A 13,829-nucleotide genomic window follows, 5' to 3' on the forward strand; every position below is an offset into this window, starting at 1 on the left:
GCTGCCGGCGGGATGCGGCCCATCAACCCTCGCTATAGCTTCGGCTCAGCAGGGGCTTGGCCTTTTCCAGGTCGGCCATGGTGCGCAACGTCAACTCCAGGTCGCCTGTGCCCCAGTGGCCAATCTGACGGACGTCGCGACTGAAGCCCTCCTCCAGCGCCACCGTTTCCGGATTCACCTTCAGGATGGCCAGCATCTTGTTCGGATACATCACCACGCTGACGAAGTTCTTCAGACGACGAAATGCGTTGTACAGCTTGAGGCGCCGCTCCTGTACGTCGTCGCCAAGCGACCGGACATAGGAGGCCAATGCGTCATAAAGCTCGCGCGTTTCGGGCAATGCTCCGGCGTACTGGTCGTCGAAGCTCTTGTCCTTGCCGCCTGCCTTGGCGTTCGCAACGGCGGGGACAGCGTCGGGTTTTACGGCAGTAGCGTCGGTCACGCTCACCGCGTTAACCAATTCAAGCAGCAGCAAGTCGTCAGCAAACAGCCTGTAGCGCAGCAACTCGATGTTGCGAGGAATCTGCTGCACGGCGTGTTCGTCGTAACGGGTGAAATCCCCCGCGATGCACAGCAGCCGTGTGCCGCTCCAGTCAATGGAGTCGGCCGTCTCCTTGCCTAGCTTCTCCATCACCAGCCAGCGAAATTCGGCCTGGTGATCCAAGAGCCAGTCCAGATAGAACAGACCCTGGTTGATGACGTTCTCGTTGCTGTGTCGCTTGTATTCGATGATTACCGGGCTGCCATTTTCGTCCAGCCCAAGCGAATCGATGCGGCCTTTGTGAGTCTTCCCCGTCGCATATTCGGTGGCAAGGAAGCGCACGCCGAGAAAGGTCACCATCTGCGCTTCGATCAGGTTTTGCAACTGACGCTCCAACGCTACGGTGCGCCCGGGCAATTCGGTGGCGCTTCGTTCACTGATGCGAAAGAGCCGGATGTCGGTCATGCGGGAAGCTCCGTTTCCTCAGGGACCGTGCCGCGTACGTCAATCTGGCCGGTAACGGCAGCGGCGATGAGGGCGCTGCGGCGTTCTTTGAGGAGGGCGATAATGCGCCCGGCCTCGCCATCAAGGTCATCGAGCCTCATCGTTTCTGTCTCCAAAAACGCGAAAATTGCGCGCTGCTCTTCAAACGGCGGTTCGGCAAGTACATAGTTGCGAATAGTTCCGACATTCACATGTGGCGAGGTCGCGCCAACAGTGTCCAACTGGCCTTGCCTGTAGGTGCTCAATGAATTGAGTTGCCACATCAAGTAGCCCGCATGCATTGCATCAGAAGTTCGAAACTGCATCATTCGCTGCCCTAGACAGAACTCGTCGTCGCGAGGAATTTGAGCCGCGAGTCCCCAGCGCTCACCTTCCCGCCCGTAGACAATGTCATCCTTCTTCAAGAACTGCCGACGGATGCGATTCCGATACTCCAACTCGCTCACGGCGTACATCTTGTCAGTATGGAGCTCCCCTTCAGTCAAATCCGCCGTTCTTACTACCTTGTATGGCCCCTCCTCATCGTAGACGGGGGTTTCGTGCGGACAATCGACAATCATTGAAGTCGCGTACTTTAGCCGCGAGATCTTCCAATGGGCCGGCACCTCTCCCAGCCACACCAAGCCGGAATCCTTCATGGGGGCGTCGGGGTTAAGACCTCGGGTGACGGCGTGGGAGATGGTGGCCTGGCGCTTTTCGGCCAGCAGCGCGATCAGCTTTTCCTGTTCGGCAATCAGTGCGTCGATTTTGGCGGTTTCGCGATCCAAAAATGCTGCAATGGCAGCCTGCTCAATTGTTGGCGGGAAAGGCGCCTGCTCGTTGAAATAGCGGTCCTGATCAAGGTTCTGAATACCGGACGTCTGATTAATCGCCCCGACATTAACTCGCACGGAATACGCCGCGCTGTGCACGTAGTTCCAGTAGGACGGGAACATGCCCGAAGCTAGCGTCATCTTTGCAACGAAATTGGAGCAAACCGCCGGGACGGTGCACTGGTACATCACTACTTGCCCGACCGGCTGGAGCTCACCTCCACCAGACTTTTCGAGGAGCAAATTTCCCTTCTCAAGAATCCGCCCCACTCGCTCTTTTTCCGAAACATTTCGCAGGGTCGGAATTTTGCCTTTCACAACAAGTCTTGATCGATCAAAGTCGGCCACTCGCACACAAGCAATATCGTCGCCATTGCCGTTCGGCTCCCCACCCCAGATGCCGTTTCTGCAGGACTCGATGGAAGCCTTGAAGCGATCGATACGCCAATGGGTAGGCACGTTTCCCAGCCACTCCACCCCACTGCTCCGATACTCCGGATACTTTGGCAAACTCATTCCGCCAACTCCCCAAGCATCTTCATGATGCTGGCCGACACTGCCTTCAGCTCCTCGTCAATCTCATGCAGGCTGCGCGGCGGTTCAAACACATAGAAGTGGCGGTTGAACGGAATCTCGTAGCCGACCTTGCTCTTGTCCTCGTCAATCCAGGCGTCCGCCGCGTGCGGCAGCACTTTGCGCTGGAAGTAGGCATGGATGTCCTCGCCCAGCGGCACATTTTCGGTATCGCGCAGCGCGCTGTCGGCCTGCGGCTTGCCTTTCTGCTTGCCCTTGAGGCCTAGCACCACCTCGCCCGCCTCGTCGCGCAACGGACGCTCGACGGTGATGGTGGTGTAGCCGAAATCCTGGTTATTGAAGATGCGCGAGATGGGTGCGCGCTTGAGCTTGCCGCCCTCCGGCTCGACGGGTGCCTTGTCCGAGGTCGTGACCAGCTGCTCAGCGATCTGCTTGCCGTCGGCATCGAACACGGTGACGAGTTCGGCCTCGGTGAACTCACCGAACAGGCGAGTGACGGTGGCGATGTGCTCGTCGCTCATCTCCTTGCGCTTGGAGCCCAGGCTTTTGCGCATTTTCTGCCAGAAGCTTCCGGCGTCGATCAGCTGCACCTTGCCCTTGCGCTGCGCGGGTTTCTTGTTGGAGATGATCCACACGTAGGTGGCGATGCCGGTGTTGTAGAACATGTCGGTGGGCAGGCCGATGATGGCTTCCACCAGGTCGTTCTCCAGCACGTAGCGCCGGATTTCGCTCTCGCCGCTGCCGGCGCCGCCAGTAAACAGCGGTGAGCCGTTGAGCACGATGCCAAAGCGGGTACCGCCTTCGCCGTTCGCCACCGGCGCCATCTTCGACACGAGGTGCATGAGAAACAGCATCGAGCCATCGGACACGCGCGGCAGGCCGGGGCCGAAGCGGCCGTCGAAGCCTTTTTCCTCGTGCTCCTTGCGCACCACCTTCTCAACCTTTTTCCATTCCACGCCAAAGGGCGGATTGGAAAGCATGTAGTCGAACTTGCGTCCGCCGTGGCCGTCTTCGCTCAAGGTATTGCCGGCGATGATGTTGGCCACATCCTGGCCGCGGATCAGCATGTCGGCCTTGCAGATGGCATAGGACTCGTCGTTGAGCTCCTGGCCAAACAAGGTGAGGCGTGCGGCGGGGTTGTGTTCCAGCAGGTGCTCGGCGGCCACCGAGAGCATGCCGCCGGTGCCGGCCGTGGGGTCGTAGATGGTGCGCACCACGGCGTTGCCGGGGGTGAGCACGTCGTTGTCCTCGATGAAGATGAGGTTGACCATCAGGCGGATGACTTCGCGCGGGGTGAAGTGCTCACCGGCGGTTTCGTTGGAGAGTTCGGCGAACTTGCGGATCAGCTCCTCGAACACGAGGCCCATCTGCGCGTTGTCGACGCGCTGCGGATGCAGGTCGACGTTGGCGAATTTCTCGGTGACCAGGTACAGCAGGTCCGCCTTGGCCAGACGCTCGATCTGCGTGTAGAAGTCGAATCGTTCGAAGATGTCACGCGCCGAGGGCGAGAAACCCTGGATGTAGGCGTAGAGGTTCTGGCGGATGTGGTCCTGATCGCCCAGGAGCTTGGGCAGGTCCAGCTCCGAAGTGTTGTAGAACGACTGCCCAGACTTGCGCAGCAGGAACGGATCGGGATTGAGGCCCGCCTGGGTCTTGGCGGCAAATTCGGCAAGCACCGCCGGCTTCGTCGCCTCCAGCACGCAGTCCAGGCGACGCAGCACGGTGAACGGCAGGATCACGCGCCCGTATTCGGACTGCTTGTAGTCACCGCGCAGCAAGTCGGCGACAGACCAGATGAGGGCGGATAGCGCGGATTGATTCATGGTGTGCGGTACGTCCTTGAAAGGGTCACAGTCTTGGCAAAGTAGTGTGCCGGAAACGGGTGGTGATCTCGTTGAGATGTGCGCGGCCCATGGCGCGCCCTGGGGCCAGGCATGCTCCGATATGGTTCTCCCGCAGCCTGAGACGCGGCCACGCCTCACGGCAACCAGCCACGCGCAGCTCTCGAGCGATCTCACGCCGCCCCTGGAAGGGCAAGCGAACTAATGAGAGGGGAGACAAATAGCGCGCCCACGCTCGGGAACAATTCCGGCCCTGCGGGAGGCTGGGCTCTGGAAATCACCGGGAACGTCTGATTGGCAGGGCTCGAAGCCCGAATGGTGGCTATGGGTGGACTCGAACCACCGACCCCAGCATTATGAGAGCTAGTTCGATGTAGTACATCGATCCACTTAAAGTTACATGGTAACTGCGAAGCAAAACTGCCAAGTAGTACAAAATACTACGTATATTCATATAGATATATAGTTACAAGATTCTAACCGATGTGTCGGCGGAATCAGGGAAATTTCTGGCACGGCCGTCCTGAACAGCACTCTTTGTAGATTGAGGTAGTTAGATCGCTGTCACGTACGTTGCGGACGGGCTGACTCCAGCACTATTGTGTCGGCATGGACTCGCGGGCTTCCCAACTCCGTGTGTTGGACCAACTGGATGGCGTCGCCATCCCGGGGGCGTGGGCCAAGGCTGTGGCAGATGCCTTGAACTACCTGTGGGCTTCAGCCGCTCCGGAAGACCGCACGATCTTGTTCCCGCTCGGTCACTTCCTTGCCGAGAATGCGAATGAACTGGCCCTCCTCAGGGCGACGGGCTCGCCTGGCGCCCGACCACCCCCGGGTAGCCGCCAAGACAATCCGGTCTCCGCCACACTCCTTCTCTTTCGCCCCGAGATGCAGTTTCCCGGGTTGAACCGGTTGCTCCTCGTCCTAGCGACGGCGGCAATCGAGGTGGGATCTTCGGTGCCAGACAAGCAGCGAAGGCGGATCGCCGGGCTGGCCGGGATCATTCGCGGCGCACTAGAGGACCGCGATTCGCCCCTTCGATTGATTCTCGGGGATTCCCCTTCTCTGCCGAGGATGATTCTCAGCGTCGACACGCAGTTTCGAGATGGCGGTGATCGACTGCACCAAACGTTTGGGGCGGCTTGGCGACAGTGGATACGTGACACCCTCATCCGCTGGATTCGGGCCGACCCCATTCAGCTCTCAGCCGCTCTTCGACCACACGCTCTCCTCCTGGATATCGAAGCTCCCAGCCAAGAGGTTGGCGGGGGTGCCGACCCCGATGACCAGTCGGTCGTCCAATGCGACGTGTCGGAGCCTGCATCGGAGGGGGAGCCCGAAGATTCGCCGCGGATCAGGAAGTGCAAGGCCATCGCCAATGGAATGGTGCGAGCCAGCGGGGGGGACCTCTACTCGCCTGTTGACCAGATTGCACCCAGCGAACTAATCACAACGCTCGCGAAGGCTGCGATGCAAGCCGCCAAGGCAGCCGTCGCAACCGGTCATTCTGTCGAGGCAGAGGGACCCGCGGCGCTGGCCTTGGCGCTTGCGACAGGAATCCGCGAGTTGGATCTGGAGCTCGTCGTCTGGGGTACAAAAGCATCAGACAAGACGATCGCCATCGATCCCAACCATCCATGGCTGTACCGCTGCATCTGCATGCCCCCGTATGCCGTCAAGCCGCCATCCACCTTGAATGGCTGGCTGGAGGAACCGGCTGAGCAACTGGCTTGGCCATTGCCACCAGGCCTGCATCATGTGTTGCGGCAGATATCCCCCAGTGGGGCACCCACGGTTGGCACCGCAGTGCTCCCCCGGCGCTCCATGCCGGCGGCGGATCGCTACCACCTTTGGGGCATCAGCCAACGCCTGGCGCCGGAGATCGGCCTCGCCCCGAGTCAGGTTCGACTTGCCCTTGCCGCCGAGCTCACGCAAAGGTTTGGTTCCGAGATCGCGCAGCTGGTACTTGGAGACACGTTCTCCTTGTCTGCCGCCCCGGCACATTATTCGGCGCAACCGGGAGGGGAGGTGGTTGCCGCTGTCACGGCCATCCAGCAGCGCTGGTTCGGCGAAACCGTCCAATCAGCACCCGGGGCATCACAGACACTGGGGTCGAAGCTCGTCTTGACCGATGAAGCGGCTCGGCGCTGGCCTGCGCAACTACGACAACAGATGCGTTCCGCATCCCACCAAAGGAAGGGTTCCGAGATTGCCCAATGGCGCGCCCACAGGGATCACCTTGTGGGCGCCCTCTGTGCGGTGACCGGAGCGAGACCGCACAGCTGGCTCGGAGAGATCGACCTCGATCAGGTGGTTCCCGAATTCGCAGTGATCGTCATCACCGACAAGGCCAGTGACATGCTGCGGATGACACGCATCGCTGCAACCGGTCGCCGATGGCTGGCAGACCTCAGGATCTTCCTGGACCGTCTGTGCCAACTGGCCGATGGCGCCCCTGATACTGAAGCCGCCCGCCACGCTGTGCGCATCCTTCGTTCCGACGCCCCCCTTTTCTCAATGCCGGATGGCGAGGGGGGCCCGCTAACAGTGGCCGAATTCCGCTGCACCATGCCAGAGCCGCTGCGGGACACGCCTAACCACTATCGCCATCGCCTCAATGCGTGTTTGCAACGCGAACACGTCGATGCGGAGCTGCGGCATGCACAACTGGGCTGGGTAGTGACCCCGGCCCATGCGCTGGCCGACTTGTCTCCCTGGAGCGCGAAAGCGTTCGGCGACGTGATGGCACCCGTGCTGGACGAAATCATGGTCCGCGACGGCTGGTATCCACCGACTCAGCGCACGCCCAGATGGTCGTGGGACGGTGTGCCCGAGCGTCCACTGAAGGACTGGGCATCCGTGGCTCAAGCGCATGCGTCTAAGCACGATGAAAACGTCCGTCGCCTGAAAGCCAAGTTGGTGGAACGCTGGAAGGAAGTGTCCGGTGACGTCTGCGAACGCCTGGCCCAAGCCGTCGCCGAATACTTTCCGTCCCTACGCATCAATATTGAAACCCGCCGCCTTGAGCTTGCATCCGACTTGCAGAAGGCTCCTGCGGTGGAGATGTCCCAGGCCCATTACGGCTTGCTCTGTGATCGGGTCCGCCAAGGGGATAAAGAACCCAACGATGCGACCGAAGGCATTGCCGCCCGCATCCTTTTGTTTCGCATCATCCTGGCTGCCCGGCGACGCGGGTTGGTCCAGGGGCCGCTTCCGAGCCGGCCAATCTTGAGCGTTACATCGAATCCATCGCCATTCCTACCGGGACTGGGCCTGGCGGTCCGCCATGCGGAAGCGCTCCGATATCGGCTTCTCGAACGCGCATCGAAAGGGCGCGCACACGATCAAGGCCCATTGGCGACGACCAGCGTACTGGCGTACTCAGCCTATCGCGATCTCCCTTTGGCGACAGCTGCAGTAGCCGCCGCCGCCAAAGGGGTCCGGAGCCACGCCCGCGTCGACTGCATCCGCATTCCCGCCGTGGTTGATCGGGCCCTTGTCCCGATGGCGTTTGGTGGCTTGCCCGCCTTGGTGCTTGCGCGTCGGAGCCATGACGCACCAACCGCACGCGCGCCCGATCACGGGCAGGCGGCCGCCTGGTGGCGCCAGGCGCTTGCGTTACCCATGCCCATCCCCGAAGCAGATACCGAACTTCTGAGGCATGTGGAATTGCTTTTCCAGGCTGCGGGCCGGCTGGAACTGTCAGGGCCAGAGCGCACTGTGATGCTCGGCGATTCATCCCTTGCAGCGGTGCCGGTGGAACGCAGCGTCGCCAGGGACGACAAATGGCCGCTACGCACTGCGGAGCCGACGGGGGCAGATGATCGATCAGCAAGGGAACCCACATACGAGGATGAGCCCTCTCCGCCCCGCGCGGGCTCCAAGGCGTCGGACAGTCGTGACACTGCAAAGGGTTACGCCCGGCTAGTGGGTGCTCTCGACCCGGAAACCTTTCCGAAACTCACGGGAGGCAAGTCCGATAGCCACCATGGCTGGCGTGGCAAGCTCGAGACCCATCTCGCCAAGCTGCAGCGAGAGTTCGGCGAGCACACCAATCTCGGCTTGCTGATCGGTTACACGCGACACCGCCTGCGATACGGCGGACGTCGCAAGCCGCATCTCCAGCACGCGACGCTCGGCTGGCTGAGGCGGTTTGCCTCCGACCTGCTGGCCATCGCCGGTCAGCAGTCCATCCTCGAATGGGAAACGGACGAATTCCGCGCCCGGTACATGGCAGTGCTTGTCGGCAAGCCTGTCACCGCGCGCCGCCAGGCGTTCGATGCACTGATGCCCTTCCATCAGTATTTGGTCGAAGTCCATCAGATGCCAGAGATCCCTCTTGCCGAGCTTGCGGCGTTTGCCGGTGTTCGGGTGACCTTTGTGGATCCTGGCATGCTTACTGGCAGAGAGGTTGAGGGTGTGCTCGCGGAGCTCCACGCAGACCTGACAGCCGAAGCAGCCAGGGAGGATCGCACCCCCGAGGCAATGCGGTTACTGGAACTGCGAGAGATCATGTTCCTCATCCTCGAGGGAAGCGGTATTCGCCCGGCGAGCGCCTTCGGGCTGACGTTGGGGGATGTCGTATTGCTGGGGCTCGGGAGGGACTTTGTCCGCGTTCGTACCAGCGGCGGGTATGGCCGTGCCAAGAGCACCGCATCACTGGGATTCGTACCACTGGAAGGCTCCACCTGGGAAAAATCGCGCACTCGTCTGGTCGCATGGGTGGAGCAGGAAAAGAGGTCACTCAGCGACACGCCGTGGTGGAACGCGCCGTTGTTTGCGGTCAAGGCCGGTGAGAAGCGACGTTTCAGCCGCTCCTACCTCACCCGCAGAATCGACCAATTGCTGAAATGGGTCAGCGCAAACCGCAAGGCGCACACGTATTGGTTGAGAAAGAATCGAATCAGCGCACGACACGAGCAAGTGGCCGACCTATTGCAGCCGATGGCGCGTGATACCTATGCGGCCATGTGCATCTCTGGACACACGCTGATCCAGACACCCATGCAGCATTACATCAGCGATCCCGCAATCGCCTTTAGTGGTCAACTCCGCGAGGGACGCAGTGCCACTCGCGCCGACATCCTTGCCGTAACCAATCTGGATGCGCCCTCCCTCGACATGGCGTGGCTGCGCGCGGGTGCCGCGCGCTCACCACAACGGCTGGGCATCGTGTTCACTCGACTCAATTCGGTACCCGCACCGGCACCCGCAGAGCACCTGACCGAGCCACCACCACTGAAGCACCGCCAGACCATTAGTCCCAGGCATATCGATGGGTATGCCCGCGCCCTCCACCAGTACAGAGATCGGCATGAAGCCCTGCTACACAGCGGTTTGTCCGGAAGACAGGCGGATGCTATGGATCGGCTTGCGTCCGAATATGTCAGCCGGAAAGGGTTGGCGCCCTGGCCTCTGGCCCAGTTGCGTCAAAAACGCATTGTCCTAAAGCCGCCCCGTCACCTGAGCGGCACAAAGAAGCTGTTTGCCTTCCTGAGCGCCCCCCCTGACGCCGATACGAAGCTGCTTGCCGAAATTTTCGTGGAGCAGGCACACATCGAACGATTGCACCATTCGGACGTTCTCATGGTCCTTACGACGGCGCACCAGGTCGACGCTGCCCGACGATTCCTCGCGACCACCAACCTCGCGTTAGGAATAGATGTTTCCGCTGACTCGAACGTCCTGACGACACGCGGCGGCGGGGACAGAGGCATGTCCCACGCCGCCGCCTTCCGTTGGGTAATGGCCATCGTTTGGATTTTCACCAAACTCCAGATGAAGTGAGGCCTCGAGTCGACTTCAGTACTGGCTGCTAGGTTTCCAGCCGCGTCGCGTCGTCAACCGTCCACAGTTGCGCCTTACTTCCCCGCACGAGCGCACCGACCAGCATCGCCTGCCGATCGAGAATGTGACCGATCTCCGCCCACGTCCAGCGAGGATCGTCGCGGGGCAGCTGCACGCGGTGCTCGCCGTCGGTGACGAGCAGTTGGTGACCGCGCTGATCGTCCCGTACAAGTCCTTTGATGGCGAACGATCCCTCCTTGCGCAATTCGCTGTCGGGATCGGGTTGGGTGAAGGCGGCGGGCGGGAGAACCGGGAGTTTGCGTGCCTCGCCTGCGCAGACTGCAAACACGTCCAGACCAAAGACATGACGGGCACGCGATACGGCCTGAATAACCGCAACAAGGTCCAGCCGCTTCACCACTTGCGCGATCGGCAGCGGTCGTGCCAAGTCACCATTAGCCTGCACTTCGATGGCCGTTGCCTCGGTATCGACAGCGAAAGTAGTCAGATCATAGGGCGTCCCATCATGCTCATTGGGACGCACTTGCATCCGGACTTCTGCGCCATCCAGGACCAAGGCAGAAAACCGTGCTCCGAGGGCCTTACGCAGCGCCCGGTACACCGGACGCACTCCACCAAACTTGTTGATGTCAACTTCGGTCAGCGGGATCCGCCCGCTGTTTTCGCAGGCGTCGGCAAGCTTCAGAATAATCAATCCTTCGCTTTCGCGGTCAGCATTGTCAGACATGATTTTCTCCTCAATGAGTGGAGTGGGGTGGCTCGGTCCGGCCGCGCGAACAAAGGGCTGCCGGACCGAGCCGAACGCCGGTGCCCAAGAGGAATGAGATGTGCAAGGCTGGACGACGCGCGATGCGCCCGGGCCTCAAGGATTTGGCAGGTGCGACTGCGAGGAACTGAGTCGACCAAAATTTGGATGAGCAATGCGATGCGTCGCATTCAGGCGCAATCCCAATGCGGTAAAGATTCACTTCGAGTATTGCTGGCCACTCGACCGCGAAAACACCAACAGTGGCACCTTAGATGTCGGTGGCGACCGTCATTCGAGGGGGCTAGCCCGACGGGCGACACGAAGCGCAGCTATCAATAACGACAGCCACGACTGCTTGCTAGGCGTGGGATTCAGGTTTGGGTCGTGCGATTAGGAGGTCGCTACGACCGCACTTAGGTGGCACGCCCCATCTGCTCGATGGCCGGGAAAGCACTAGCTTTCCGGCGTGATCTGCCGCCCAGAGGGCCAGCTAAATGTTGAGCAGGCGATCCCCCCTGCAATGGGACGGGCACCGCCCGTAGGGCTACAGTCGTCCAAATGAGCGCAGGCGTCAACTATGACCTCGTCTCGCGGCTACTTTCGTGGTCCCGTGGCTTCTCCCCGCCGATGTCTTTACGGGACGAGGTGCGACTGATGAAGCAAAAAGTGCCGATAAAGATTTGGTGCTGGCCAAACCAATCGACCTTCCAGATCCGAGAGTGTCAAATGCGTCAGGGACTCTTCGCCGCCGTCTGCGTCGTCGCTGCGCTTGCAGCGCTCGCAGGTACCTTCCCAGTTGGTGGTCCGCTCGGATTCGTAACTTCGAGCTGTGTCACCGGGTAGACCCACGCCAGATAGGCGAGGAAGAAGGCAAACGCCATGACGAGAACGCTCAAGCCAACTCCGGACGAATCGAATTCCATACCGAAGAACTTTGCCACGAAGCGGCGGGGATCCGGTTGCCCATCCACTGCCGGCGCAACACCCTGTCCTTCACGGACAAACTGGAGATAGGCCAGATAGAGCGCAATGATGAATGCGCCTGTGACGACGAAGAAAATCATCATCGAGGCGACGTGGTGCCAGATCCAGGTTTCGCGGCGCAGATTGGCGTCACCCACCTTTTCCTGGACTCGTAGGTTTGCCACTAGCAAATCCTTCGTGAATCCACAGACCGCTGGCGCGTGCACCCGGTCTGCCGAACACGCCTGCACCCAGTCTTTAGTGCCAGCGTCATAGGGACCAGGTGCGGCTCGCAGATAAGTAATTAGTGAGAACGCGGCGCCGATGGCGCAGATTGCGAGGGCGGTGAGGAGCAAGGCTTTTGCAGCAGGAAAGGCGCGATCGACGGTCATGAATGCTCTCCTTAGCAAACCCCATTCGGCGGAACAGACTGGCCGTTGGGACACACTTTCGGCTTTGCAGGCGGGTTTTTAGGGCCATTGCTCGTCGGAAGCGGATTCGGGCCTAGATCCCCGTAGTTAGTCCCAATCTGACCATCACCATCACCGCCACTTCCCGGACCCGGTGGCGCCGTTTCTTGATGGTCGCCAGGAGGCCTTGTTGGGGGCGTTTGGCCTTGCTGTTTTGGCTGCGTGGAGTGGTCGTCGTTGCTCTCATGACCGGGGGACCAGGTGTGGATCTCGCCGGTATTTGGATCCCGGTACTGGATGACCACCGGGTCGAACTTCTGGGTTTGCACTCGGAGCGCACCAGTCACGGGATCAACGTACTTAATCCGAATCTCGTAGGACTTGGCCGCAGGCGCTTGACCTGGTAACGCGCCTGCCCCGAGCTGACCCGGGAACCGACCGACGGAATCCACGCTGGGCATGCCACCTGCCGCTCCTGGGCCTGGCATTCCACCGCCTGGCGCAGACTGGGCAGCCAACCCGAATGCCATTGTCATGGCCCCAACCAACGCCACCGCTGCACACGCCTTGGACATCGACATGTTCGCCTCCCTTACCCACGGGCCTGTCCACGGCCGCCCCCCCCCCGGAGTCGGCGTTCTACGTCATGGGTCACGGGGATTTTCGAAAGCGAGGGCTAAGAGGACAACCAGCCAAAAGAGAGAGGCCGCGGACTATCCAAACTCAAAGTCACTTGGATGTTACAGGCAGGCGAGTCGGTACAGATCTTGGCCATAGCAGACACCCCGAATGAAAGCCGTCCGATTAGCTTCCCCAATGGCAACTGCCAAACAGCTCTATGCATAGCTGTTCGGATCAACGGGCCCCTGCACACACAAGTGGATCTAGACCGCTCAGCCAATGGACGGCGGGAGCGCTATGAGTTGCCACCAAACGCTATGGCCCATATCGTGCAGCCGACGAGAAGTAACCGCGAGTTAGAAGAGCTTTGTGCCTAGGTAAACAAGGCCAATGGCAGCATCTCCCATGATGCCGGATCCGAGACTAATGAGTAATACATAGGGCAAAGCCGGCCTGGCCATCACTGTCGTATTCAGCGGCAGCAAAAAATTCCTGACACATAGGCTTCCTAGACCGACTCCCCCACGACCCGATCGGTGCTCGTGGCCGAGCATGCAGCCCCACAGACAACCCGCCGAGAGCCCAGGTCTGGGAGGGCGTGCTATTCAGCGTCGACCCGCAGAAGCCGCGCTCGGCTCACATTGCCTCGAGCCAGCGCGTGAAACTTCCACGTCTGCCCAGGTTCCAGGTCGTGGACTTCATCCACTGCGCGCCCGACAATATGCCAGTTCGCGTCGAAGAGCTTGAATGTAACTCGTGCCTTGCGCACGGAATCACTGCCGACGTTGGTGAGCGTCCCCACAACCCGATTGCGGCCCGGATGAACGTCGCGCTCGACGCGGTAGGTCTCGACACGAACGCCTGGGTCATGCCTCTCGGCGGCCTGCGTGTCCACGGTGAATACGACGATGCCAACCGCAATCGCGAAGGCAGCGAGCTGGCATTGAACTCTTGTGCCCAGACATTTGGCGCCGAGTCTGCTGCTTAGTCCCACACTGATCCCCTACGTACTGCTGATATGACTGCCCGCTGGAAGGCGAATCGGCGACGGCGTGCTCACGTCGCCGCGCGACCAACCTTACCAGTCTAGCGGCACGCTTGGCTCTG

7 protein-coding genes and 1 pseudogene are annotated in these 13,829 nt (G+C 60.7%); 1 reads left to right on the top strand and 7 read right to left on the bottom strand.

What is annotated here, in order from left to right; all coding sequences use genetic code 11:
- Window positions 1–22: 22 nt before the first annotated feature.
- From DVT68_RS10520 to DVT68_RS10530, 3 genes are read right to left on the bottom strand one after another with little or no spacing between them, the layout of a single operon-like run.
- Window positions 23–946: a DUF5655 domain-containing protein gene (locus tag DVT68_RS10520; RefSeq protein WP_114825009.1), complete on the bottom strand. Its 924-nt coding sequence runs from the start codon at window positions 944–946 to the stop codon at window positions 23–25.
- A complete protein-coding gene (locus tag DVT68_RS10525; RefSeq protein WP_114825010.1) occupies window positions 943–2,313 on the bottom strand; it encodes a restriction endonuclease subunit S in 1,371 nt (456 codons plus the stop codon). The genes DVT68_RS10520 and DVT68_RS10525 overlap by 4 nt, the downstream gene beginning before the upstream one ends.
- A complete protein-coding gene (locus DVT68_RS10530; RefSeq protein WP_114825011.1) occupies window positions 2,310–4,154 on the bottom strand; it encodes a type I restriction-modification system subunit M in 1,845 nt (614 codons plus the stop codon). The genes DVT68_RS10525 and DVT68_RS10530 overlap by 4 nt, the downstream gene beginning before the upstream one ends.
- Window positions 4,155–4,871: 717 nt before the next feature.
- Here DVT68_RS10530 and DVT68_RS10535 point away from each other — a divergent pair.
- On the top strand, window positions 4,872–9,959 hold the full coding sequence (locus DVT68_RS10535) for a hypothetical protein (protein WP_147281706.1): 5,088 nt from the start codon (window positions 4,872–4,874) through the stop codon (window positions 9,957–9,959).
- A gap of 28 nt (window positions 9,960–9,987) precedes the next feature.
- Here DVT68_RS10535 and DVT68_RS10540 read toward each other — a convergent pair whose 3' ends face one another.
- From DVT68_RS10540 to DVT68_RS20870, 4 genes and pseudogenes are all read right to left on the bottom strand, one after another.
- Window positions 9,988–10,707, bottom strand: a complete 720-nt coding sequence (locus tag DVT68_RS10540; protein ID WP_114825013.1) for a hypothetical protein — start codon at window positions 10,705–10,707, stop codon at window positions 9,988–9,990.
- A gap of 752 nt (window positions 10,708–11,459) precedes the next feature.
- On the bottom strand, window positions 11,460–12,083 hold the full coding sequence (locus tag DVT68_RS10545) for a hypothetical protein (RefSeq protein WP_114825014.1): 624 nt from the start codon (window positions 12,081–12,083) through the stop codon (window positions 11,460–11,462).
- 911 nt (window positions 12,084–12,994) lie between these two features.
- Window positions 12,995–13,066 (bottom strand): annotated as a pseudogene (locus tag DVT68_RS20865) (hypothetical protein); the annotation flags it as partial.
- Between the two features lie 257 nt (window positions 13,067–13,323).
- Window positions 13,324–13,716 carry an FxLYD domain-containing protein gene (locus DVT68_RS20870; protein ID WP_425477473.1) on the bottom strand — a complete coding sequence of 131 codons (393 nt, stop codon included), beginning with the start codon at window positions 13,714–13,716 and terminating at the stop codon, window positions 13,324–13,326.
- Window positions 13,717–13,829 lie beyond the last annotated feature (113 nt).

It is taken from the genome of Dyella solisilvae (genome assembly GCF_003351225.1).
Lineage (GTDB): Bacteria > Pseudomonadota > Gammaproteobacteria > Xanthomonadales > Rhodanobacteraceae > Dyella > Dyella solisilvae.